The following is a 22811-nucleotide window of genomic DNA, read 5'->3' as shown; positions in this document are numbered from 1 at the left end:
CCTCAAGACGCGTCCGTCCTCCGCGCGCCCGCGTCCGTCCTCCGCGCGCCGTCTCCCGTCTCAGCGGCCGCTGAGACGGTTCGCCAGGATCGCCACCCGGTCCGTGGTCGCCGCGTGGCCCGTCGCCTCGCGGCGGTCCGCGCCCCGGAAGGCCGCGTACATCGTCTGGACGCCCAGCCAGCGCAGCGGTTCGGGCTCCCACTTGCGGACCTTGTGGTTCACCCACGGGAGGGTCGTGAGCCCGGTCGCGCCCGACTGGCCCGAGTCCTGCTGGACGAGGTCGCGCAGGGTGCGGGCGGCCAGGTTCGCCGTGGCGACGCCCGAGCCGACGTAGCCGCCCGCCCAGCCGAGACCCGTGGAGCGGTCGAGCGTCACCGTCGCGCACCAGTCGCGGGGGACGCCGAGGACGCCGGACCAGGCGTGGTCCACCCGTACCCCCGCCAGCTGCGGGAAGAAGCGGACCAGGATCTCGCGCAGGGCCTCGATCGTCTGCGGCTGGGTGCGACCGTCGTTGTCGGTCTTCGAGCCGAAGCGGTACGGGACGCCCCGGCCGCCCAGGGCGATACGGCCGTCGGCGGTGCGCTGGGCGTACATGTAGGCGTGCGCCATGTCGCCGAGGGTCTCGCGGCCCGCCCAGCCGATCGACTCCCACTGGGCCTCGGTGAGCGGCTCGGTGGCGATCATCGAGGAGTTCATCGGGAGCCAGGTGCGGCGCTGGCCGGCGAGGGAGGCCGTGAAGCCCTCGGTGCAGCGCAGGACGTACGGGGCGCGGACCGTGCCGTACGGGGTGACGGCGTGCTTCGGCCTGATCTCGGTGACCGGGGTCGACTCGTGGACGGTGACGCCGAGGGCCTCGACGGCCGCGGCGAGGCCCTTGACCAGCTTCACCGGGTGGAGGCGCGCGCCGTGCGGGGTCCAGGAGGAGCCGACGGCGCCGGTGACGCGGATGCGTTCGGAGGTCTCGCGGGCCCCGTACAGCTCGCGGTCGGTCTCGCCGAAGGCGGTCTCGGCGGCGTGGAACTCCTTGAGACGGGCCAGCTGGGCGGGGGAGAGGGCGACCTCCAGGACCCCGCCGCGATGCTGGTCGGCCTCGATCTTCTCGGTGTCGCAGACGTCGAGGACCTCGGTGACGGTGGCGTTCATGGCCTGCTGGAGGCGGACGGCGGCCTCGTGGCCGTGGAGCCTGGCGTAGCGGTCGCGGCCGGCGATGCCGTTGTAGAGCCAGCCGCCGTTGCGGCCGGAGGCGCCGTAGCCGCAGAACTTCGCCTCCAGGACCGTGATGTCGAGGAAGGGAACGGCCTTCTTGAGGTAGTAGGCGGTCCACAGGCCCGTGTAGCCGCCGCCGACGATGCAGACGTCGGCGCTGGTGTCGCCGGGGAGCGGTTCGCGGGGAGCGGGGGCGCCGTCCTGCGCGTACCAGAACGAGATGCCGCCGTTGACCGTACTCATGTGTATCCCTCTTCCGGGTGCGTGGGCGGGAGGTTACCGGGGGCCTTGGTCCCGTGGATACGGGTCCTTCGCCGGCGGTTCGCGGTGGGGGCGCGGCCTAGCGTCGGGGAGGACGGCGCAGGCGCGGCCGCCACGGATTCCGTCGTTCCGGAAGGACCTCCCCATGCCCGTACGCAGGACCCGGCGGCTGGTCGCCGCAGCCTTCTCGGCAGGCCTCATCGGCCTTTCGGCGGTGGGGTGTTCGCAGGGCGGGGCGGTGACGGCCGCCGCGGTGGCGGCGGCTCCGGCGGACCGCGCGGAGGTGCTCGCGCGGCTGCCCGCGGCCGTGCGGGGTACGAAGATCGTCGTCGGTGACGAGCACGCGCCCCACACGGTCACGGTGTACGTCGACCCGCGCTGCGGGTACTGCGCGAAGTTCGAGGGGAGCGGCGGGACGGTCCTCGCGGACGAGGCCGCGGCGGGCACGGTACGGGTCGAGTACGTCGTCGCGTCCTTCCTCGACGACCGGACCGGCGGCGCGGTCTCGGCGCGGGCCGCGAACGCGCTGCGGGCGTCGGCGGACGCGGGCCCGGGGCGGTTCGCCCTGTTCCAGGCGGCGCTCTTCGCCTCCCAGCCGGGCGCCGGGGCGGGCGGCCACGGGGACGGGTTCACCGCCGAGCGGCTGCTGCGGATCGCGGACCGGGTGGAGGGGCTGCGGAGCGCCGCCTTCGACCGGGCCGTCCGGGAGGACGTGCACCGGCGGTGGGTGGCGGACGCCGAGAAGGACTTCGAGGCGTCGGGGGTCGGCGGCACGCCGACCGTACTGGTGGACGGGGCCGCGCTGCCCGGCGGCGACGCCCTCTACGACGCCGCCCGATTCTCGGAGGCGCTGCGCGACGCCGGTGTCTAGGGTCGTGGCGTGATCCACGTACCGGAGCAACTCGTCGCGTCCCAGGTGAAGTACAACGGAGAGGCAGGACGGGCGTTCGTCGCCGGGCTGCCCGAGCTGGCCGGGGAGTTCCTCGACCGGTGGGGGCTCCGGGTCACCGGGCCCTCCCTGTACGGCATGGCCTCGCTCGTCCTGCCCGTCGAGCGGGTCGCGGACCGTACGCCGGCCGCGCTGAAGATGCAGATCCTCGACGAGGAGACCGAGGGGGAGCCGGTCGGGCTGCGCGTGTGGGACGGCGGTGGAGTCGTCCGGCTCCTCGACCACGACGCCGCCACGGGGACCATGCTCCTGGAGCGGCTCGACGAGGCCCGGCCGCTGAGCTCCGTCGCCGACACCCGGGAGGCGATGGGCGTCGTCGCGGGGCTGCTCGACCGGCTGGTGGCGCTGCCGGCCCCGGCGGGCCTGCGGGGCCTCGGCGACATCGCGGCCGGGATGCTCGCGGCCGTCCCGGACGCGGTCGGCCGCCTCGGCGCGGAGGACGCCGCGGTGCTGCGGGACTGCGCCGCGGCGGTGCGGGAGGTGGTGGGCGAGCCGGGCGACCGGCTGCTCCACTGGGACCTGCACCTCGGGAACGTCCTGGCCGCCGAGCGCGAACCGTGGCTGGCGATCGACCCCAAGCCGCTCGCGGGCGATCCGGGCTTCGACCTGCTGCCGGCCCTGATGGACCGCTTCGACCCGGCCGACGTCCTGTGGCGCTTCGACCTCCTCGCCGAGGTCGTCGGCGACCGGGGGCGGGCGGTGGCGTGGACGCTGGGGCGGGTGCTGCAGAACGGGCTGTGGGACGTGGAGGACGGCGAGCCGGGGCTCGACGAGGAGCAGGTGGAGGCGGCGCGGATCCTGCGCGCGGCCCGGGGGTGAGACGCCGGGTGTCCCCGCGGCCGGGTGCGAGGTCCCCCTGGCCGGGACCGGGCCCGTCGGGGCAGGGTGGTCCCATGATCCGTACAGCCACGCCCGCCGACGTTCCCGTCGTCCACGCCCTCGTCCGTGACCTCGCCGCGTACGAGAAGGCCCTCGACGAGGTCCGCGCGACTCCCGAGCAGCTCCGTGAGGCCCTCTTCGGCGACCGGCCCGCCGCCTTCGCGCACATCGCCGAGAACGCGGACGGCGAGGTGGTGGGCTTCGCGATCTGGTTCCTCAACTTCTCGACCTGGCGCGGTGTCCACGGCATCTACCTGGAGGACCTGTACGTCCGTCCGGAGGCGCGCGGCGGCGGCCACGGCAAGGCGCTGCTCACCGAACTGGCCCGGATCTGCGTCGCGCGCGGGTACGAGCGCCTGGAGTGGTCCGTCCTGAACTGGAACCAGCCGTCGATCGACTTCTACGAGTCGCTGGGCGCCCGCCCGCAGGACGAGTGGACGGTCTACCGGCTGACGGACGGGGCGCTGGCCGAGCTCGGTGCCGCAGGGGTGTAGGAAGGTCCCATGGATACGGACATCGAGCAGCGGTTCCAGCGGATCACGGCGTTCATCGAGGCGCGGTTGACCCCGCTCTTCGACCCGGCGAACGGGAGCGACCACGGGTTCGGCATGGACGACACGTCGCGGGCCCTGCGGGCCGCGCGGTACACGGTGCAGGCCGCCTCCGCGGTCAACGGCCTCGTGGAGAAGCGGGAGTCGGCGCCGGAGCTGCGGCCGGTGGTGGACCAGGCGCTGGAGCACAACTGGGACGTGCTGCGCTCCGTCGCCCGGATGTGGGAGGACCACCCCGAATTCCTGAAGGAGTTCAAGGCGCACTCCTGGGACGTGGTCGGGGCGGTCTGAGCCCTCGCACGGCCCGCGGGCCCGTCCGACGCCGACGACCGGCCGGACGGGCCCGCGGTGTGTCGGTGCCGGGCGGGGCGGTGGGCCCGCGGTGCCGGGCCGCCGGACCGGACCGGGGGACCTGCGGACCCGCGGACCCGCGGACCCGCGGACCTGCGGACCCGAGGTCCCGGGGATCAGGGATCAGGGGATCAGGACCACCTTCCCCGTCGTGCCCCGCGTCTCCAGGGCGCGGTGCGCGGCCGCCGCGTCCGCGAGGGGGAAGCGGTGGACCGCCGGGCGGAGGGTGCCGGTGGCCGCGGCGTCCAGGGCGGCGAGTTCGAGGGTGCGGACGTCGCCGCCGGCCTTGCGGAGCATGACGGGGCCGAGGACGGACTCCGAGGTGATGCCGCGCGCGGCCAGCTCCTCCGGGGTGAAGGTGAGGGGTTCGCCGTCGTGGAGACCGGCGCCCGACCAGCCGAAGACGAGGTGCTGCCCGCCCTTGCCGAGGAGGTCGACGGCGGCGCGGCCGGTGTCTCCGCCGACCGAGTCGAAGACGACGGTCGCGGTGCGCTCGCCCAGGTACGCGCGGACCTTCTCCGGCCAGTCCGGCAGCGTGTAGTCGACGGCCAGGTCGGCGCCGTTCTCCTCGACGAGGGCCGTCTTGGCCGGGCCGCCGGCCAGGCCGACGACGGTGGCGCCGGCGTTCCTGGCGTACTGGACGAGCAGGGTCCCGATCCCGCCGGCCGCCGCGGGGACGATCGCCACCGAGTCCGGGCCGAGCGCGGTGAACTGCAGGATGCCCAGGGTGGTGCGGCCGGTGCCGATCATCGCGACGGCCTCCGCCTCGCCCAGGTGGTCGGGCAGGGCGTGCAGGCGGGCGGCGTCGGTGACGGCGAGCTCGGCGTAGCCGCCGGGGGCCATGCCGAGGTGGGCGACGACCCGCCTGCCGAGCCAGCCGGGGTCGGTGCCCTCGCCGAGGGCGTCGACGGTGCCGGCGACCTCGCGGCCCGGGACGGTGGGCAGCTCGGCGGGGGCGGGGAAGGGGCCCGTCATCCCCTCCCTGAGCGCGGTGTCGAGGAGGTGCACGCCGGCCGCCGCGACCCGGACGCGGACCTGGCCGGGGCCCGGTGCGGGGTCGGGGGTCTCCTCGTACAGGAGGTTCTCGGCGGGGCCGAAGGCGTGGAGGCGGACGGCGTGCATGGTGTTCCCCGTTCGTCGTGCGGGCGGTCGGTGTGCGACGAGGAACAGCCTCCGACCTCAAGCATGCTTGAGGTCAAGCCCCGTCCGGTCGTCGTCCCGATGCGCGCGCAGCGCCAGCGACACCGCCTCCACCGCGCTGGTGAACGACACCTCCGAGAGCACGCCGGGCGCCGCCACCTGGTCGCCGACCAGGTACACGCCGTCGCCCCGGTCGACGGCCGGCCGGTCGCGCCAGGTCGTGCCGGGCAGGTCGACCGCCCCCGTACGGCCCTGGGACACCGACTCGCGCCGCCACACGGTCCGCTCCCGCCAGCCCGGGAAGCCCAGGTCGAGGAGCCGCTCGGCGTGGGCCACGCCGTCCGCCTTCGACTCGCCGGGGCCGATCGGCAGCTGGGCCTGGATCAGCTGCTGCCCGGCCGGGGCGAGCGCCGGGTCCTGGGCCGTGAAGCGCTCGATCCAGCCCGGGGCGTCCAGGTCCGAGAGCACGAACGGGTCGCCCTTCCGGGTGCGCACCGCCAGGTCGAACAGGACGGTACGGCCGCTCTCCCACGTCAGCGACGGGTCGCCGAGCAGCCGGGCGGCGGCCGGCAGGGCGGTCGCGACGATCACGGGCCCCTCGTCGCGCGGCAGGTCGTCGAGGCTGTCGACCCGGGACGAGGTCTCGATCCGGGCGCCCAGCTCCCCCGCGCGCGCCACCATCCGCTCGATGAGCCGGCCCCAGCCTCCCCGGACGTAGTGCGCCTCGGGCGGCAGGGTGGAGGCCCTGTGGAGCCGCTCCTGCACGAACCGGGCGGAGAGCGAGCCCGGGTCGTGGTGGAAGATCGCGACCCCGGAGTACGCGGCGGCGGCGTGCGCGGCGCGCTCGCCCGCGAGCCCGGTGGCCCAGGTGCGGAAGTCGGTGTCCACGGGGGCCTTGCCCGCGCTGCGCAGCGCCTGGCGGACCATGGCCAGGGGCGGGGTGCGGAGCACGGAACCGCCGCGGTGGAAGCGGAGCCGGAGGACCTCGGAGGCGGGCAGCGGGGCCAGCGGGCCGAGGAGTCCGCGCTGCTTGAGCCAGGTCCAGTGCGGGCCGCCGGAGTACAGGGCGTGCGGGCCCTCGTTGGTGTGGTGGGGGCCCTCGGAGGTGCGGGCCCGGCCGCCGGGCGTCCGGTGCGCCTCGTGGACGGTCACCCTGACGCCCGCCTCGGCGGCGGTGATGGCGGCGGTCAGTCCGGCGAAGCCGCCGCCGACGATCGTGAGCTTGCGCATGTCGCTCTCCCTGTCCCTCGTGCGGACCTGTTGTCCGGTCCCGCACAGGGGACGGCTGAGGCCCCGGTTTCGTGACATCGGGGCGCTGTCAGTGGCGTACATCACCATGGAGGGATGGCGACGACTCGGAAGAAGAAGACGGCGGTGGCGGCGGCGCGGCGCCCCGACCTGCGGCTGCCTCCCCTGGAGCCGTACGGGGGAGGGCTCGAACCGGACGGGGACTACGACGGGCTGGAACTGACCGGGCTGGACCTCTCGGGGCAGTCGGCGGAGGGCGCGCGGTTCCTGGACTGCGCGCTGCGCGAGTGCGGGCTCGACGAGGCGCGGCTCACCGGGGCCCGTTTCCTCGACTCGGTGCTCACGGGGGTGCGGGGGGTGGGGACGGTCCTCGCGGGGGCGCAGCTGCGGGACGTGGAGCTCGTGGACGCCCGGCTCGGCGGGACGCAGCTGCACGGGGCCGTGCTGGAGAGAGTGGTCGTCCGGGGCGGGAAGAGCGACTACCTGAACCTGCGGTCGGCGAAGCTGAAGGACGTCGTCTTCGAGGGGTGCGTGCTGAGCGAGCCCGACTTCGGGGGCGCCGTACTGGAACGGGTGGAGTTCGTGGACTGCGTGCTGACGGGGGTGGACTTCGGCGGCGCGCGGCTCAAGGACGTGGACCTGAGAGGGGTCCAGCGGCTGGAGATCGCCCGCGGTGTGGAGTCGCTGGCGGGCGCGGTGATCTCGACGGCGCAGCTCCTCGACCTCGCGCCGGTGCTCGCGGCGCAGCTGGGGGTGCGGGTCGAGGAGTAGTCCGGCGCGGCGGCGCCTCCGGGGTCAGGGCAGACGGGGGAAGCGGGCCTGGAGGGCCCAGACGGCCGGGTTGTCGGCGAGGCCCTCGTGCATGTCGGTGAGGTCGGCGATCAGGTCGTGCAGGAAGTCGCGGGCCTCGCGGCGCAGCGCCGCGTGGTCGAAGGTGATCGGCGGTTCGTCGCCCGGCATCCAGTCGGCCTCGACGTCGACCCAGCCGAAGCGCCGCTCGAAGAGCATGCGGTCGGAGGACTCGGTGAAGTCCAGCTCGGCGTACTGCGGGGTGGCGGAGCGGCTGCCGCGCGGGTCCTGGTCGAGCTGCTCGACGATGTCGCACAGGGCCCACGCGAAGTCGAGCACCGGGACCCATCCCCAGGCTGTGGACACCTCGCGGTCCGCTCGGGTGTCGGCGAGGTACACGTCCCCGCAGAACAGGTCGTGGCGCAGGGCGTGGACGTCCGCGCGGCGGTAGTCGGTCTGCGGCGGGTCGGGGAAGCGACGCGAGAGGGAGTAGCCGATGTCGAGCACGGGTCCGATGGTGTCACGGCGCCGGGCCCCGCCGTACGCGAGGACCGCCCGGGGCACCGGGCCGGCGTGCGGTGGGCCCGGTGGTGCCCCGGGGCCGCGCGGTGGGCCCGGCGGTGCCCCCGGGCCGCGCGGTGGGCCCGGTGGTGCCCCGGGCCGTGCGGTGGGCTGAGTCGTGGCCGGGTCGTGCGGTCGGCTCGGCGGTCCTCGCGCCGCGGGCCCGGCGGCGCCCCGATCCGGGCCGGGGGCTCAGCGGCGCCCCGATCCGTGCCGCGGGCTCAGCGGCGCCCGTGGACCGCCCTGGCCACCCGCGGGCCCAGCCAGCGCTTGAACCGGCGCAGCGGCTCCAGCTGTTCGGCGGCGCGGTCGATCCGGTAGTACAGCTGCGGCGGGATGTGGGGGAGCAGCGGCGAGTGGCGCTGGCCGAGCAGCGCGAACATCTGCGCCGGCTCCAGGCGCATGTAGCGGGGCAGGTTCTCGTACCACTGGGCGCTGTAGCGGGCCGCGCTCTGGGCCGAGACGAGCTCGGCGCGGCGCCGCTTCCCGTACGTGGTGAGCGCGGTGTCGAGGTCCCCGCCGGAGCGCAGGGCGTCGGCGAGGGCGAGCGCGTCCTCCAGGGCGAGGGTGGTGCCCGCGCCGATCGAGTAGTGCGTGGTGTGGGCCGCGTCGCCGAGGAGGACGAGGTTGCCGCGGTGCCAGACCCGGTTGGTGAGGGTGCGGAAGGTCAGCCACTGGGCGGCGTCGTCGGCGCGGTCGCGGCCGATCAGCTCGTGCCCGTCGAGGAGGTCGTGGAAGAGCTTCTCCAGCAGCCGGAGGCTGTCGGCCTCGCCGAGCCCGTCGAGACCGAGGCCGGTCCACGTCTCGGGGGAGCACTCGACGACGCAGGTCGAACGCTCGCCGCTGAACCCGTAGGCGTAGCACCAGATCCAGCCGTGCGCGGTCTCCTTGAAGGCGAAGCTGAACGAGTCGAAGACCTTGGTGGTGCCGAGCCAGATGTACGGGTTGCGGCCGCTCGCGACCGCGCTGCCGAAGTGCCCGGGGTGGGCCTCGCGGAGCACGCTGTTCACGCCGTCGGCGGCGACCACCAGGTCCGCGCCGGCCAGCTCGGGCGCGTCCGGGCCGGTGATGCCGTGCTCGAACTCCACGCGGACGCCGAGTTCCGCGGCCCGGTCGGCGAGCAGCGCCAGCATCCGCCGGCGCCCGATGCCGAAGCCCGCGTCGCCCCGGTGGACGGTCCGCTCGTCACGGACGATGGCGACCCCGTCGGTCCAGGTCACCGACGCCTCGGCGACGGCGGCCGCGGACTCGGGGTCGCCCGCGCGCAGCTTGTCGAGGAGCCCCGCCCAGTAGGTGACGCCCCAGCCGTACGTGGAACCCGCCGGGTTGCGCTCGTACACGGTGATCTCGTGGGCGGGGTCCTGCCGCTTCAGCAGGATCGAGAGGTAGAGGCCGGCGGGTCCGCCGCCGACGATCGCGAGCTTCACGTGCGCTCCCACTGGACTGACCGGGGCCTGAGGTGTGACACCGTGCTGTCGAAAGGAGACGCACAGTAGCAGTGCGCGAGCCCCGCGCGCCCGCGGAACGCGTCGGGGCGCGGTCCGCCGGGGGACGGGCTACGGGAGCAGGCGGCGTTCCTTCGCGACGGCGACCGCGCCCGCGCGGGTGTCGACGCCGAGCTTCGCGTAGATCCGGCCGAGGTGGGTCTTCACCGTCGCCTCGCTGATGAACAGGGCCCGGGCGATCTCCCGGTTGCCGAGGCCGCGGCCCAGCTGGCCCAGGATGTCCCGCTCCCGATCGGTGAGGCTCGGGCCGGCCGCGCCCCGCATCCGGTCCATGACCCGGCTGGCGACCGGCGGGGAGAGCGCCGTGCGGCCCTGGGCGGCCGAGTGGATCGCGGCGAACAGCTCCTCGGGCCGCTCGGCCTTCAGGAGGTAGCCGGTGGCGCCCGCCTCGATGGCCCGCGTGATGTCGGCGTCCGTGTCGTACGTGGTGAGGACGAGGACGTGGACTCCGGTCGGCGCGATCCGCCGGGTCGCCTCCACGCCGTCGATGCCCGCGCCCAGCTGGAGGTCCATCAGGACGACGTCCGGCGTCAGCTTCGCCGCCATGGCGACGGCCTCCTCGCCGCTGCCGGCCTCGCCGACGACCTCGATGTCGGGGGTGCTGCCGAGCAGGGCCAGCAGACCGGCGCGGACGACGACGTGGTCGTCGCAGAGGAGGATCCGTACGGACATCACGACTCCTGGGGGGACGGGGGCGGGGACGGGTCCGCGGGCGGGTGCGGGTGGCCGCCGGGGAGCGGGATCGCGGCCGAGAGCACCGTGCCCTCGCCCGGCGTGGACTCGACGGTCAGGGTGCCGCCCAGCTGCCGCGCCCGTACGCGCATCGCGGGCAGCCCGTGACCCCGCACCCCGCCGACCCGGTCGACCGGGTCGAAGCCGCGGCCGTCGTCGGCGATGTCCAGGACCACCTGGTCGTCGAGGTAGGTGAGGGTCAGGGCGGCGGAGTCCGCGCCGGCGTGCTCGCGGATGTTGGCCAGGGCGCCCTGCGCGATCCGCAGGAGCGCCGACTGGACCCGTTCGGGGAGGAGGACCGCGGTCCCGTCGACCCGGAACGCCGCCGACTCGCGGGCCGCGAGACCCCGCAGGGCCTCTTCGAGGCCGCCGCCCTCGGCGAGGTCGGCGGGCGCGAGGTCGTGCACGAAGCGGCGGGCCTCGGCGAGGTTGCGCTCGGCGATGGACTCGGCCGTCCGCACGTGGCGGCGGGCGGTGGCCGGGTCGCTGTCCCAGGTGCGGTCGGCCGCCTGGAGCAGCATCTGCTGGCTGGACAGGCCCTGCGCCAGGGTGTCGTGGATCTCCATGGACAGCCGCTGGCGCTCGGCCAGGGTGCCCTCGCGGCGCTCGATCGCCGCCAGCTCGCGCCGGGTGCGGATCAGGTCGTCGATGAGCGCCCGCTGGCGGGCCGCCTGCCGGTCCGAGTAGACGAAGACCCCGGTGGCGATGGCGGCGACGGCGGGCGGGGCGACGATCAGGTTCGGGTCCCAGCCGCCGTGGGCGAGCTGCACCTGCGCGAACACCACGAACGCCGTGAGCAGCGCGACCAGGCCGAGCGCGGCCCGCGCGGGGAGGGTCCGCAGGCCCGTGTAGAAGAGCGGCACCGCGCACCAGGCGAAGCTCGGCGCGAGGACGACGAGCAGGATCCACACCGCGACGACCGTGCTCAGCCAGGCGATCCGGCGCGGCGCCGCGCGGGTGCCGACGACGGGGCCGAGGAGGTAGAGGGAGGCGAGGGCGCCGGAGAGGGCGACGATCCAGGGGCTGCGGTCCTCCCAGGGGTGGCGCAGCAGGAAGCGGGCGAGGGACGCGCCGAGGAGGAGGAAGAAGGCGATGTGCATGACCCGGGCGAGCCAGGGCGCGTCCGGGTCCCGCTCGGTCTCCGGCCTGGTCTCCGGCCTAGTCTCCGGCCTGGTCTCCGGCCTGGTCTCCCGCTCGGGCTCCGGCTTCGTCTCCGGCGAGCGGGAGGCGCGCCCGTGCCGGGATGCCTCCGGGCGGGCCGGCTTCCTGCCGCCCTGCTCGGTCTCCGTCGGCCCTGTCACGTTCTCGCCTTCCTGACCTGGGGATATCTGTCCATCCTGGCCCGGGGGGACCACGGGGGCATCAGCCGATCGGCTGACCCGGCCGTCCTCCAGTGTGCGCGAGCGGGGCAGCCGGACCGTGGACCGTACGCCCCGGGTCGCGGCCACAGGATGGATGACAGAGCGAAGGAGCGGCCCCGCCTCCCCGCCGCTCGAACGGCTTCCCCGAGCACCTCCCCATCCGCACCTCACCCGTCTGGAGTCCCCCATGAAGAAGATCCTCTTCGGCGCCACCGCCGCCGTCGTCCTCGCCGCCGGTACCTTCGGCGCGGTCTCCGCGAACGCCTCCGCCCCGGCCGCCGCCCCCGCCGCCGCGGTCCGCGCCGACGCCGGGAACGGCAACCTCCAGCAGTCGACGCACCTGACGATCGAGGCCGCCACGAAGGCCGCGCAGGCCACCCTCGACGCCGCCGAGAAGGAGAACCAGCGCGTCTCCGTCGCCGTCGTCGACCGCAACGGCAACACCCTCGTCACCCTCCGCGGCGACGGCGCCGGCCCGCAGTCCTACGAGTCCGCCCAGAAGAAGGCCTACACCGCCGTCTCCTGGAACGCCCCCACCTCCGAGCTGGCCAAGCGCCTCACCAACGCCCCCACCCTCAAGGACATCCCCGGCACCCTCTTCCTCGCCGGCGGCGCCCCCGTCACCGCCAAGGGCGCCCCCGTCGCCGGCATCGGCGTCGCCGGCGCCCCCTCCGGCGACCTCGACGAGAAGTTCGCCCAGGCCGGCGTCGCCTCCCTCGCCCGGTAGCCCGGACGCGGCCGGCCCGCGACCCGCAGCCGGGGACGGCGCCCGGACCCCCCGCCGGGCGCCGTCGCCTTTCTCCGTGTCGGACCTGCTTAGGATCGATACGTGACCCAGCGCAACCGGACGGACCGGCACCACCGGACCGGAGCAGCCGCGGGCGGCCTCGCCGCCGCCCTGACCGCCCTCGCCCTCCTCGCGGGCGGCTGCACGGAGGCCACCGGAGGCGTCCGGGGCACCCCGGGGGCCGCCGGGCTGCGCGACCCCTACTTCCCCAAGCTCGGCAACGGCGGCTACGACGTCGGCCGCTACGCCCTCACCCTCGCCTACGACCCCGGGACCGGGCGGCTCGACGGCACCGCGGAGATCACCGCCCGCGCCACCCAGGACCTCAGCGCCTTCAACCTCGACCTCGCCGGGCTCGCCGTCGACCGGGCGTCCGTCGACGGAACCCCCGCCGCGGTCAACCGGGCGGGGAACGAGCTCACGCTCCGGCCGCGCAAGGAGATCCGCGAGGGCGCCGAGTTCCGCACGACCGTCGTCTACGGAGGCGTGCCCGAGCCGATCACGGACGCGGACGGCTCGGAGGAGGGCTGGCTGCGCACCGGCGACGGGGTCGTGGCGGTCGGCGAACCGGCCGGCTCGATGACCTGGTTCCCGGGCAACCACCACCCCTCCGACAAGGCCGTCTACGAGCTGCGGCTCACCGTCCCGGCCGGGCTCGAAGCCCTCTCCAACGGCACCAGGACCGGCCGCCGGACGGGGGCCGACGGCAGGGTCACGACCGAGTGGCGCACGACCGAGCCGATGGCGAGCTATCTCGCGACGGTCGCGATCGGCCGGTACGAGACGGCGACCGCGGTGGCGAACGGGTCCGCGACCGCCACCGGAGCCCCCGCCGCGGGCGGCTCCTCCGCCCCGGACGGGGTCCCCGTGCTCACCGCCGCCGAGCGGCCCGTCGCCGCGCGCACCGCGGCGCTCCGCGGGGAGATCCCCGAGATCATCGCCCGGCAGGCCCGGCGCTTCGGCCCCTACCCCTTCTCCAGCGCCGGCGCGATCGTCACCGTGGACGGGACCCTCGGCTATGCCCTGGAGACCCAGACGCGGCCCGTCTTCCCGGCGGCCTCCTTCGACCGCACGACCCTGGTGCACGAGCTGGCCCACCAGTGGTTCGGGAACTCGGTGTCGCCCGCGAGCTGGCGTGACCTGTGGCTGAACGAGGGGTTCGCGACCTACGCCGAATGGCTGTACACGGAGGAGTACGAGGGCGTCCCCGCGCGGACGCACTTCGAGCGGGCGCTCGCGCAGGAGGCCAACTGGGCCTTCCCCCCGGCCGCCCCGCCCGCCGCCGAGAACCTCTTCGACCCGCCCGTGTACCAGCGGGGCGCGATGGTGCTGTACAAGCTCCGGGAGACGGTCGGGGACCGGACCTTCGACGAGATCCTGCGCGGCTGGCCCGCGAAGTACCGGCACGCCAACGCGTCGACGGAGGACTTCACCGCGTACGCGGAGAGCGTGGCCGGCCGCGACCTCGACGAGCTGTGGGACGTCTGGCTGTACGGCGAGGAGAAGCCGGCCGCGGCCTCCTGAGGGGTCCCCGCCGATCGCGGCCCGGCCCGGCCCGCCGGGCGCCGGTTCACCGGGCCCGGCGGCTCACAGGGCCTTCCGCATGACCACGCACGGGCGGCCGTGGGCGAGGTCCGGGCGGCGGTCGGTCTCCTCGTATCCGAGGGCCGTCCAGAAGGCCAGCGCCTTCGGGTTGTTCTCCAGGACGGCGAGCCGCAGCCCCGTGCGGCCCGCGGCGCGGAAGCCGTCCTCGACGTACGCGGCGAGCCGGCGGCCGTGGCCCGCGCGCCGCTCGTCCCCGTGGACCATGAGGAGCCCCAGCCACGGGTCGGGCTCCGCCGGGTCGGGATGCCGGCCGAGGGTGACGGCGACGGCGACGAGCCGGCCGCCGGACCGGGCCAGCAGCACCTCGGCCGTCGGCTGCGCGAGCTCGTCGGCGAGGGCCGCCGCGACCTGCTCGGGCCGGATGTCGGCCGGGTCCGGGAAGTCGCCGCTCAGCTGCTGGAACTCCTCGGCGGAGGCGTACAGCGCGGTGAGTTCGGTGAGCACGGGGCCGGGGAGGGCCGCACCGTCCTCCAGGGCCTTGGGCGCGAGGGCTTCGACGATCATGCGGCAAGGCTAGAGCCCCGGCGGCAGGCCCGCCGGGGCTCCAGGGGATGTCGCGGGGCGTCGGTCAGAGGTTGACGCCGAAGTCGCGGGCGATGCCCTCCAGGCCCGAGGCGTAGCCCTGGCCGACCGCGCGGAACTTCCACTCGGCGCCGTTGCGGTAGAGCTCGCCGAAGACCATGGCGGTCTCGACGGCGGCGTCCTCGGAGAGGTCGTAGCGGGCGATCTCGGCGCCACCGGCCTGGTTCACGATGCGGATGTAGGCGTTGCGCACCTGGCCGAAGTTCTGCGAGCGGCTCACCGCGTCGTAGATGGAGACCGGGAAGACGATCTTGTCGACGGTCGGCGGGAGGGCCGCGAGGTTGACGTTGATCTGCTCGTCGTCGCCGCCGCCCTCGCCGGTGCGGTTGTCACCGGTGTGCACGATGGTCTGGTCCGGCGTCGACTTGTTGTTGAAGAAGACGAAGTGCGCGTCGGAGGCGACCTTGCCCGCGGCGTCCACGCCGATCGCCGAGGCGTCGAGGTCGAAGTCGGTGCCGGTGGTGGTGCGGACGTCCCAGCCGAGGCCCACGGTGACAGCGGTGAGGCCCGGGGCCTCCTTGGTCAGAGAGACGTTGCCGCCCTTGGACAGGCTCACAGCCATGGAAAGTCCCTTTCATCGTGGTGTCTTGCCTGGAGAAACGCATGGTGCCCCCGGACGGTTCCCGTCGTCCTCCCGGCGAAAACAGGATGACTCCGACGGCGGACAGCGGGGAACATGGAGGGCATGGCCGGTCCGTATCCCATCCGTGGCTCCGTCTCGCTCCCCGAGGCCGAGCTCCAGTGGCGTTTCTCGCGTTCCTCGGGTCCCGGCGGCCAGCACGTGAACACCAGCGACTCCCAGGTCGAGCTCCGCTTCGACCTCGTCGCCACCGACGCGCTGCCGGAGGTGTGGAAGGCCCGCGCCCTGGAGCGCCTCGCCGGGCGGCTGGTGAACGGGGTGGTGACGGTCCGCGCATCGGAGCACCGCTCCCAGTGGCGCAACCGCGAGACGGCGGCGGTGCGCCTCGCCGCGCTGCTCGCCGAGGCGACGGCCCCGCCGCCGAAGCCCCGCAGGCCCACGAAGATCCCCCGCGGCATCAACGAGCGACGGCTGCGCGAGAAGAAGCAGCGCTCGGAGACGAAGCGGACGCGCCGGTCCCGCGACTGGGGCTGAGCCCGCGTCCCGCCCGGTGGCGTCAGGACAGCCGGCGGTACTTCCCCTGGTAGTACGTCAGCGGGCCGCCGTCCGCCGCCCCGGCGGCCACCGTCAGGACCCGGCCCACCACGAGCGTGTGGTCGCCGGCCACGACCCGGCTCTCCGTGCGGCACTCCAGGGTGGCCAGCGCGCCGCCCATGAGCGGGGCGCCGCTCTCCTCGCCGCGGTCGTACGGCAGGTCGGCGAAGAGGAGCCGGTCGCTGACGCGGTTCTTCATGGCGAAGCGCCCGGCGATGTGCCGCTGGTCCTCGCCGAGGATCGACACCGCCCAGACGGGCACCTCGGTGAGGAGGTCGTCCATCCGCGAGCCGTTGCGCAGGCTGACCAGGACCAGGGGCGGATCGAGGGAGACCGACACGAAGGCCGTGGCGGTCATGCCGACGTCCTCGCCGCGCGGGCCGTCGTCGGGGTCGTGCGCGGTCACCAGGACCACGCCGGCCGCGAGGCGGGACATCGCCGCCCGGAAGTCGTCGTTGCTCACCCCCTCAGCATGAGGGATGGCCAGATCGGACACGGGGGGTGAGGCGGGAGTCGTCTGGAGCACATCCGCACGCTAGCTCCGGCCCTCCGGGGGCCGCATCGGACCGGGGGACCAGGCCGCCACCCCCGCCGGTCCTAGGACCTGCCGCGGGCCCCTTGCGGCGGTCCCGCGCGGAACGCGCGTGAACCCGCCATGACCTGCTGTGACTTGAGTCACAGCGACCAGTATTTGCTGACCCTGTGTACCGGGTGCGCAGCTCGCTGTGATTCAGTGGCAGTGACAGTGCAGTACGAACGGTAAATGTGCACCACGAAGCCGATGAGAACCCTGGAGTTGCTGTCGAGGTCTCGGGGAGAGCGAGCGATGGAGACCGAGTCGGAGCCGTACGTCCGTCTCTCGACCCTGCGGCAGCTGCATCAGGTCGTGGCGGACCTCAACACTGCGCGCAGCCTGGCGGACACCCTGCAGACCGTCGCCGACGGCGTGGTCGCCGGTCTCAACTACGAGCTCGCCTGTGTCAACCTCGTACGCCCCGACGGTGACCTCGTCGTCGCCGCCTTCGCCGGCAGCTCCGCCGCCGAGGCCCTGATCACCGGCCGGGTCGGCTCCCGCGCCTCCTGGGACCGCCGCCTGTCCATGGGCAGCGCCTGGGGCGACCTGCGGTTCATACCGCACACCGAGGGATGGGTGCTGATGGAGGACGACGTCCCCCAGTGGCACACCGACGGCCCCGCGCCCCGCTTCGAGGACGAGTGGCACCCGCACGACCGGCTCTACGCCCCGATGTACTCGCCCCGGCTCGGCTCCGCCCGTTCCGGCGGCCCCCCGCCCGGCTCCGGCCGTGAGCTCCTCGGCGTCATATCCGTCGACCGGCCCCGCAACGGCCGGCACCCGGGCCCCTGGGGCCAGGAGGCGCTCCAGATGTACGCCTCCCAGTCGGCGATCGCCATCAGCAACGCCCGACTCCGCTCCAACATGCAGCGCGCCCTCGTCCGCCTGGAGCGGGAGCAGCAGGCGCTCCGCGCCAGCGAGGAGTCCTTCCGGCAGGCCTTCGAGTACGCCCCCTCCGGAATGGCCATCGCCGAGATGGGCGGCGACCAGCACGGCCGGCTCCTGCGGACCAACGACGCCCTGTGCCGGCTGCTCGGCCGGCCCGCCGCCGCGATGCGGCGCTACTCCTTCGCCGACCTCGTCCACCCCGAGGACATCGGCACGCTGCTGCGGACCTCCGCCGAGGGCGGCCGGGCCGAGCTGCGGCTCGGGCGGCGCGACGGCACGTACGTGTGGGTGTCCCTCCGCAACTCGGTCGTCGCCGACGCGGCCGACGGCCCGCGCTTCCTCCTCACCCACGTCGAGGACATCGAGGAGCGCAAGCGGCACGAGCTCCAGCTGGCCCACCGCGCCTCGCACGACGCCCTCACCGGTCTCCCGAACAGCGCCGAGCTGCGCTCGCGGCTCTCCGCCCGGCTGTGCGAGCGCCCGGCGGCGCACGTGTCGGTGGACCAGGCCGCGGGATACGGCGGGGGCTACGCGTCGGGGGCGTACGACTCGGCGCGGGACGGCGGCTACGAGCCGGACCGCGTGGCCGCCTACCCGGGCCACGACGCCGGCCAGGACCCCGGCGGACCCGGTCCCTACGAGTCCCCGTACGAGTCGCCGTACGAGCACGAGCACGAGCACGGCTTCGGCTTCGAGCCGGCGGGGGCCGGCCCGTACGACCACCACGTCCACATGGTGGCCCCCTCGGGGGGTGACATGGACGACGGCACGAAGGGCCTCGCGGTCCTCTTCTGCGACCTCGACGGCTTCAAGTCGATCAACGACCGGTTCGGGCACCACACCGGTGACGCGGTGCTGATCGAGGTGGCGCGCCGGCTCACCACCGGCGTCCGGGACGGGGACACGGTCGCCCGGCTCGGGGGTGACGAGTTCGTCGTCCTCGCCGACGGCCTCGGCGCGGCGGACGCGGCGGACCTGGCCGTGCGCCTCCGCAACGCGATCATCCCGCCCATCCGGGTGGACGGGCGGGCGGTCCGGGTGGGGGCGAGTTTCGGCATCGGCTGGGCCGAATGCGGGATGACCGTGGAAGAGGTCCTGAACTCCGCCGACCAGCGGATGTACGTGGAGAAACGCTCCCGCGCCAAGGTCCACCGGCGCGCCGGCTGAGGCTCCTGACACGCCCGGGGCCGCTTCGGGGGCTGGTCCGTTCGGGGTAGGCTCGGCCGGTCGGCGACGGCTGGCGAGCATGGAGAGGAACCCGGATGGCTGCCGGTAACGACGGCGCGAACAAGCCCGAGAACGACGACCCGTTCGGCTACCTGTACGAGGACGGTCAGGCAGCCGGCGCCCAGCCCCCACGCGGGGGCGGCTACGGCTACCCCGGCCCGGCGGCGTCTCAGCCCGGTGTGCCTCGCACCTCGTACAACCAGGTCAGAACGGTCGGCGAGCGCCAGTACGGCGGCCAGCAGCACGCGCAGCCCTACGTGCCGCAGCAGCAGGCCCCCTACGGCCAGCCCCAGGCGCAGTACGCGGCCCCGGAGACCTACGGCGGCCCGCCGCGGCAGGCCCCGCCGCAGCACCACCACGGCGGGGGCTCCGGTCGCGGCCCCAACACCCGGGGCATCCTCATCGGCGCGGTCGCGGTCGTCGCGGTCGTCGTGGTGGGCATCGCGGCCGCGGTGATCACGAACTCGGGCGGCGACGACGGCAAGGGCGACCAGGCGAACACGGGCGGCACGACCGCGACGGCCCCGGCGAAGCCGTCGGAGGAGCCCAGCACCGAGCCGAGCGCGGACAAGACCCCGGAGGAACTCCCGAAGCAGGACGCGGCGACGCTGACGCTGGGTGGACCGGCGGCCTTGGCCTCGACCGTGAAGGGCGCGAAGGGCCCGGGCGGCTCCTACGTGTCCTTCAACGGGGTGGGCGGTTCGGCGAGCTGGTCCGTCAAGGTGCCGGATTCGGGTGAGTACACCCTGCGGATCATCTACAGCGTGCCCGGGAAGGACGCCAAGACCTCTCTGACGGTCAACGGCGCGACTCCCCGAGAGGTGAACATGTCCAACTTCGCCAAGGCGCCCGAGGGCGACTGGGAGAAGGGCTGGACCTACACGTACGCCTACGTGAACCTCAACAAGGGCGACAATGCGCTGAAGATCTCCTGCGAGGCGGGCAACACCTGCGACGCGATTCTCGACCAGGTCTACCTGGAAGCGGGCAAGACCGGTCGGTGACCGCCCCACCTGTCGTACGCCCCCGCTCGGTGACATCGCCGTACGGGGCCGTTCGCGTACACGTACGAGGGGCGGGCATCAGCCCGCCGCACCCTCCTCGGTGACCTTGACCCGGCTCAGCAGTTCCTCGTACGCCCCGGGGTCGAATTCGCCGGCCACCGGGGAGAGGACCGTCGCCGCCGAGAGGGCGACCGCTCGGGTCAGGCGGTCGGGCCAGGGGGTGTCGTCGACCAGGCCCGACAGGAGGCCGGCCACGGCCGAGTCGCCCGCGCCCGTCGGGTTGCCCTTCACCGGGGCCGGCGGGGCCGCGCGCCACAGGCCCTCCGGGGTCGCGGCCAGCAGGCCTTCGGGGCCGAGCGAGGAGACGACCGCGCGGGCGCCGCGGCCGCGTGCCTCGCGGGTCGCGCGCAGCGGGTCGCGGGCCCCGGTGAGCTGGGCGAGCTCGTCGGCGTTGGGCTTGACGAGGTCCGGGCGGGCGGCGATGCCGCGGCGCAGCGGTTCCCCGCTGGTGTCGAGGAGGACGGGGACTCCGGCCGTACGGGTGAGGCGGACGAGTTCCGCGTACGCCCCGACGTGGATGCCCGGCGGGAGGCTGCCGCAGAGCGCGACCGCCGCGGCGCCGTCCAGGAGCTCCGTGAAGCGGGTGCGGAAGGCGGCCCACTCGGCCGCGCCGACGCTCGGGCCCGGCTCGTTGAGCTGGGTGGTGTCGCCGGTCGCGGTGTCGACGATCGCGACGGTGCGGCGGGTGGGGCCCTCGGTCTCGACGAGTTCGTCGCGGACCGGGGTCGCGGCCAGCTGCTCGCGGAGCACGGCGCCGGTGGCGCCGCCCGCGAAGCCGGTGGCGACGGTCTCGTGTCCGAGCGCGGCGAGGACGCGGGCGACGTTGAGCCCCTTGCCGCCGGGCCGCTCGATGACCTGCGTGACCCGGTGGGAGGCGTGCGGGGTGAGCGCGGGGACCCGGTAGGTCAGGTCGACCGCCGTGTTGAGGGTGACCGTGAGAATCACCTGACCAACCCCCGTACTCCGTCTGAAGTCCTGCGGAACGAGCGCTCCGACGGGCACTGATCATGCCAAACGAAAGGCGGTTGGCCCAGACCCCCGGCCGACCGCCCTTCCGCGTGACTCCTGATCAGAGGGTGTTCAGAGCTTCGGTTCGACGATCCACTCGCCCTTGCGCATGACGCCCTTGAGGTCGAACGCGGCGTCCAGGACCACGAGGTCGGCGTCCTTGCCGGGCTCCAGGGAGCCGACGCGGTCGTACACGCCGAGGAGGCGGGCCGGGTTGGCCGAGATGGCCTGGACGACCGATTCGACGGGCAGGCCGTCGACGGTGGCGGCGCGCTTGAAGGCGCGGTCGAGGGTGAGGGTGGAGCCGGCGATGGAACCGCCCTCGACGAGGCGGGCGACGCTGTCCTTCACCTCGACCTCCAGGGGGCCGAGCATGTAGCGGCCGTCGCCGAAGCCGGCGGCGTCCATGGCGTCGGTGATGAGGGCGACGCGCTCGGGGCCCGCGTGGTGGAAGGCCAGTTCCAGGGCGGCGGGGTGGAGGTGGGTGCCGTCGTTGATGAGTTCGACGGTGATCCGCTCGTCCTCCAGGAGGGCGGCGATCGGGCCGGGGGCGCGATGGCCGAGGGCGGGCATCGCGTTGTAGAGGTGGGTGGCGACGGTGGCGCCGGCGTCGATGGCCTGGACGGTCTGCTCGTAGCTGGCGTCGGTGTGGCCGATGGCGGCGATCACGCCGTGCTCGGCGAGCAGGCGCACGGAGTCGATGCCGCCGGGCAGTTCGGTGGCGAGGGTGACCATCTTGGCCTGGCCGCGGGCGGCGTCGATCAGCTTGCGGACGTCGGCCGGGTCGGGGTCGCGGAGCAGCGTCTCGTCGTGGGCGCCCTTGCGGCAGGGGGAGATGAAGGGGCCCTCGAAGTGGATGCCCGCGAGTTCGCCCTGCTCGGCGAGTTCGGAGAGGAGTCCGGCCCGCTGGGTGAGGAAGTCCATCTCGCCGGTGACGAAGGAGGCGACGACGGTGGTCGTGCCGTGCAGCCGGTGGGTGTGGACGCCCTTGAGGACCTCGTCGACGCTGCCGGAGGTGAAGGACGCGCCGCCGCCGCCGTGGTTGTGCATGTCGACGAAGCCGGGGACGAGCCAGTGCCCGGTCAGGTCGACGGCCGGGGTGTCCTGCGCCGTGCTGCCGACGATGCGGTCGCCTTCGACGATCACGCGTCCGTTCTCGACGATTCCGGTGGGCAGCACGACGTGTGCGCCGGCGAGAACCTTGTGATCGGCCATCAGGCGGAAACCTCCGAGTCGGTGGGGCGCTGGGGGGTCTGGTGGGCGAGCAGGTCCCAGGCGAGGAGGCCCGCGCCCAGGCATCCGGCGGTGTCCCCGAGGGCCGCCGGGACGATGGCGGGCAGCTTCTGGAACGTGACTCGCTCCTCCACCGCGGCCCGAAGTGGTGTGAACAAGGTTTCCCCGGCCTCGGCGAGACCGCCACCGATGATGAGCGTGCGGGGGTCCAGCAGGGTGAGGGCGGTGACCAGGCCGTCCGCGAGGGCGTCGACGGCGTCCTGCCAGATGCGCAGGGCGGCGGTGTCGCCGGACTCGACGGCCTTGGCGCAGTCGGCGGCGTCGGCCTTCGGGTCGCCGCTCGCCTCGGCCCAGGCCTGGGAGACGGCGGAGGCGGAGGCGTACCGCTCCAGGCAGCCGCGCTGGCCGCAGCCGCAGACGGTGCCGCCGGGGCGGACGACGATGTGGCCGATCTCTCCGGCGTAGCCGTGGGCGCCGGCCTCGATGCGGTCGCCGATGCCGATGGCGCCGGCGATGCCGGTGCCGAGGGGGACGAAGAGGAAGCGGTCGGCGCCGTTGCCCGCGCCGATCCGGCCTTCGGCGAGTCCGCCGGTGCGGACGTCGTGGCCGAGGGCGACGGGGATGCCGTCGAGTCTGCCGCTGAGGAGTTCGCGCATGGGAACGTCGTGCCAGCCGAGGTTGGCGGCGTAGACGGCGATGCCGTTCTCCGCGTCGACGATGCCGGGGACGGCGACTCCGGCGGCGGCCGCGGGCTCGCCGTACCGCTCCTGGCCGAGGGCGCGGAGCTCCGCGGCGAAGCCGAGGATCGTCTCGACGACGGCCTCGGGGCCGCGATCGCGCCCGGTGGCGCGGCGGGCCTCGTGCAGCAGGGTGCCGTCCGCCCCGACGAGGGCGGCCTTCATACCGGTGCCGCCCACATCCAGGGCGATGACGTGTCTCACGGGTGACAGTTTGGCCCTCGGGGACCCAAAAGGTCTAGTCCACTGCCGAGGATTGTTGCGTACGGATACAAATTCGGGTCCCGTCATGGGGCCCATCGTCCCGGCGGCGTTGCGGAAGTGATACCCGAGTGGTGTAGACCTCATACCCGCGCACGCGAGAGACTTACGGCCCTGCGCAGAGCAAACGTGCGGCTC

At 74.4% G+C, this 22811-nt stretch carries 23 protein-coding genes; 10 read left to right on the top strand and 13 right to left on the bottom strand.

Features of this window, described 5'->3' with window-relative positions; translation table 11 throughout:
- Positions 1 to 60 precede the first annotated feature (60 nt).
- Positions 61 to 1449, bottom strand: a complete 1389-nt coding sequence (locus ACY0MR_RS16805) for an NAD(P)/FAD-dependent oxidoreductase (protein ID WP_388792318.1) — start codon at positions 1447 to 1449, stop codon at positions 61 to 63.
- 163 nt (positions 1450 to 1612) lie between these two features.
- Between ACY0MR_RS16805 and ACY0MR_RS16800 the strand changes: the two genes are divergently transcribed.
- The 4 genes from ACY0MR_RS16800 to ACY0MR_RS16785 all read left to right on the top strand — a co-directional run bounded on the left by ACY0MR_RS16800 (position 1613) and on the right by ACY0MR_RS16785 (position 4137).
- On the top strand, positions 1613 to 2338 hold the full coding sequence (locus tag ACY0MR_RS16800) for a DsbA family protein (RefSeq protein WP_473561407.1): 726 nt from the start codon (positions 1613 to 1615) through the stop codon (positions 2336 to 2338).
- A gap of 9 nt (positions 2339 to 2347) precedes the next feature.
- The gene (locus tag ACY0MR_RS16795; protein ID WP_473561405.1) at positions 2348 to 3235 is read left to right on the top strand and encodes an aminoglycoside phosphotransferase family protein; all 888 of its coding nucleotides are present in this window, start codon (positions 2348 to 2350) and stop codon (positions 3233 to 3235) included.
- Between the two features lie 74 nt (positions 3236 to 3309).
- Entirely contained in the window at positions 3310 to 3789 is a 480-nt protein-coding gene (locus ACY0MR_RS16790) for a GNAT family N-acetyltransferase (RefSeq protein WP_388792324.1), read from the top strand.
- Positions 3790 to 3798: 9 nt separating this feature from the next.
- The gene (locus ACY0MR_RS16785; RefSeq protein WP_473561403.1) at positions 3799 to 4137 is read left to right on the top strand and encodes a hypothetical protein; all 339 of its coding nucleotides are present in this window, start codon (positions 3799 to 3801) and stop codon (positions 4135 to 4137) included.
- Between the two features lie 183 nt (positions 4138 to 4320).
- Here ACY0MR_RS16785 and ACY0MR_RS16780 read toward each other — a convergent pair whose 3' ends face one another.
- Complete coding sequence (locus ACY0MR_RS16780) at positions 4321 to 5319, bottom strand: zinc-binding dehydrogenase (RefSeq protein ID WP_388792327.1); 999 nt, start codon at positions 5317 to 5319, stop codon at positions 4321 to 4323.
- A gap of 57 nt (positions 5320 to 5376) precedes the next feature.
- Positions 5377 to 6567 (bottom strand): phytoene desaturase family protein, encoded by a 1191-nt coding sequence (locus ACY0MR_RS16775; protein WP_392861657.1) that lies wholly within the window; start codon positions 6565 to 6567, stop codon positions 5377 to 5379.
- A gap of 114 nt (positions 6568 to 6681) precedes the next feature.
- On the opposite strand from ACY0MR_RS16775, the gene ACY0MR_RS16770 reads away from it, so the two are divergent.
- The gene (locus ACY0MR_RS16770) at positions 6682 to 7356 is read left to right on the top strand and encodes a pentapeptide repeat-containing protein (protein ID WP_388792331.1); all 675 of its coding nucleotides are present in this window, start codon (positions 6682 to 6684) and stop codon (positions 7354 to 7356) included.
- A 24-nt stretch (positions 7357 to 7380) separates the two neighbouring features.
- Here ACY0MR_RS16770 and ACY0MR_RS16765 read toward each other — a convergent pair whose 3' ends face one another.
- From ACY0MR_RS16765 to ACY0MR_RS16750, 4 genes are all read right to left on the bottom strand, one after another.
- Positions 7381 to 7881 (bottom strand): hypothetical protein, encoded by a 501-nt coding sequence (locus ACY0MR_RS16765; protein WP_361853291.1) that lies wholly within the window; start codon positions 7879 to 7881, stop codon positions 7381 to 7383.
- 275 nt (positions 7882 to 8156) lie between these two features.
- On the bottom strand, positions 8157 to 9362 hold the full coding sequence (locus ACY0MR_RS16760; RefSeq protein ID WP_361853294.1) for an FAD-dependent monooxygenase: 1206 nt from the start codon (positions 9360 to 9362) through the stop codon (positions 8157 to 8159).
- 129 nt (positions 9363 to 9491) lie between these two features.
- Positions 9492 to 10112, bottom strand: a complete 621-nt coding sequence (locus ACY0MR_RS16755; RefSeq protein ID WP_361853297.1) for a response regulator transcription factor — start codon at positions 10110 to 10112, stop codon at positions 9492 to 9494.
- Positions 10112 to 11272: a sensor histidine kinase gene (locus tag ACY0MR_RS16750; RefSeq protein WP_392862764.1), complete on the bottom strand. Its 1161-nt coding sequence runs from the start codon at positions 11270 to 11272 to the stop codon at positions 10112 to 10114. The genes ACY0MR_RS16755 and ACY0MR_RS16750 overlap by 1 nt, the downstream gene beginning before the upstream one ends.
- A 448-nt stretch (positions 11273 to 11720) precedes the next feature.
- Here ACY0MR_RS16750 and ACY0MR_RS16745 point away from each other — a divergent pair, with 448 nt between their 5' ends.
- Both ACY0MR_RS16745 and ACY0MR_RS16740 read left to right on the top strand, forming a co-directional pair.
- Positions 11721 to 12260, top strand: coding sequence for a GlcG/HbpS family heme-binding protein (locus ACY0MR_RS16745; RefSeq protein WP_388794018.1), 540 nt, complete (start codon positions 11721 to 11723; stop codon positions 12258 to 12260).
- A 102-nt stretch (positions 12261 to 12362) separates the two neighbouring features.
- A complete protein-coding gene (locus tag ACY0MR_RS16740; protein ID WP_404079664.1) occupies positions 12363 to 13844 on the top strand; it encodes a M1 family metallopeptidase in 1482 nt (493 codons plus the stop codon).
- Between the two features lie 63 nt (positions 13845 to 13907).
- Here ACY0MR_RS16740 and ACY0MR_RS16735 read toward each other — a convergent pair whose 3' ends face one another.
- Both ACY0MR_RS16735 and ACY0MR_RS16730 read right to left on the bottom strand, forming a co-directional pair.
- Complete coding sequence (locus ACY0MR_RS16735) at positions 13908 to 14429, bottom strand: GNAT family N-acetyltransferase (protein WP_392861660.1); 522 nt, start codon at positions 14427 to 14429, stop codon at positions 13908 to 13910.
- Positions 14430 to 14493: 64 nt separating this feature from the next.
- Entirely contained in the window at positions 14494 to 15069 is a 576-nt protein-coding gene (locus tag ACY0MR_RS16730; protein WP_388792339.1) for a TerD family protein, read from the bottom strand.
- A 114-nt stretch (positions 15070 to 15183) separates the two neighbouring features.
- On the opposite strand from ACY0MR_RS16730, the gene arfB reads away from it, so the two are divergent.
- A complete protein-coding gene (arfB, locus tag ACY0MR_RS16725; protein WP_473561400.1) occupies positions 15184 to 15621 on the top strand; it encodes an alternative ribosome rescue aminoacyl-tRNA hydrolase ArfB in 438 nt (145 codons plus the stop codon).
- A gap of 22 nt (positions 15622 to 15643) precedes the next feature.
- Here the strand turns inward: arfB and ACY0MR_RS16720 are convergent, their stop codons facing one another.
- Entirely contained in the window at positions 15644 to 16207 is a 564-nt protein-coding gene (locus ACY0MR_RS16720; protein WP_388792341.1) for a flavin reductase family protein, read from the bottom strand.
- Positions 16208 to 16507: 300 nt separating this feature from the next.
- Here ACY0MR_RS16720 and cdgB point away from each other — a divergent pair, with 300 nt between their 5' ends.
- Together cdgB and ACY0MR_RS16710 are read left to right on the top strand one after the other, a co-directional pair.
- Positions 16508 to 18310, top strand: a complete 1803-nt coding sequence (cdgB, locus tag ACY0MR_RS16715) for a diguanylate cyclase CdgB (RefSeq protein WP_473561398.1) — start codon at positions 16508 to 16510, stop codon at positions 18308 to 18310.
- Between the two features lie 95 nt (positions 18311 to 18405).
- Entirely contained in the window at positions 18406 to 19374 is a 969-nt protein-coding gene (locus tag ACY0MR_RS16710) for a carbohydrate-binding protein (protein WP_473561396.1), read from the top strand.
- 78 nt (positions 19375 to 19452) lie between these two features.
- Here the strand turns inward: ACY0MR_RS16710 and ACY0MR_RS16705 are convergent, their stop codons facing one another.
- From ACY0MR_RS16705 to ACY0MR_RS16695, 3 genes are all read right to left on the bottom strand, one after another.
- Positions 19453 to 20379, bottom strand: coding sequence for a 1-phosphofructokinase family hexose kinase (locus ACY0MR_RS16705; RefSeq protein ID WP_473561394.1), 927 nt, complete (start codon positions 20377 to 20379; stop codon positions 19453 to 19455).
- A gap of 135 nt (positions 20380 to 20514) precedes the next feature.
- The gene (gene nagA, locus ACY0MR_RS16700; protein WP_388792349.1) at positions 20515 to 21657 is read right to left on the bottom strand and encodes an N-acetylglucosamine-6-phosphate deacetylase; all 1143 of its coding nucleotides are present in this window, start codon (positions 21655 to 21657) and stop codon (positions 20515 to 20517) included.
- Positions 21657 to 22616 (bottom strand): ROK family protein, encoded by a 960-nt coding sequence (locus ACY0MR_RS16695; RefSeq protein WP_361856798.1) that lies wholly within the window; start codon positions 22614 to 22616, stop codon positions 21657 to 21659. The genes nagA and ACY0MR_RS16695 overlap by 1 nt, the downstream gene beginning before the upstream one ends.
- Between the last annotated feature and the right edge of the window lie 195 nt (positions 22617 to 22811).

The sequence above is a fragment of the Streptomyces sp. JN8 genome, from assembly GCF_055808075.1.
The sequence above is the reverse complement of the archived record's forward strand: the minus strand, read 5'-3'. Positions and strand labels throughout refer to the sequence as shown.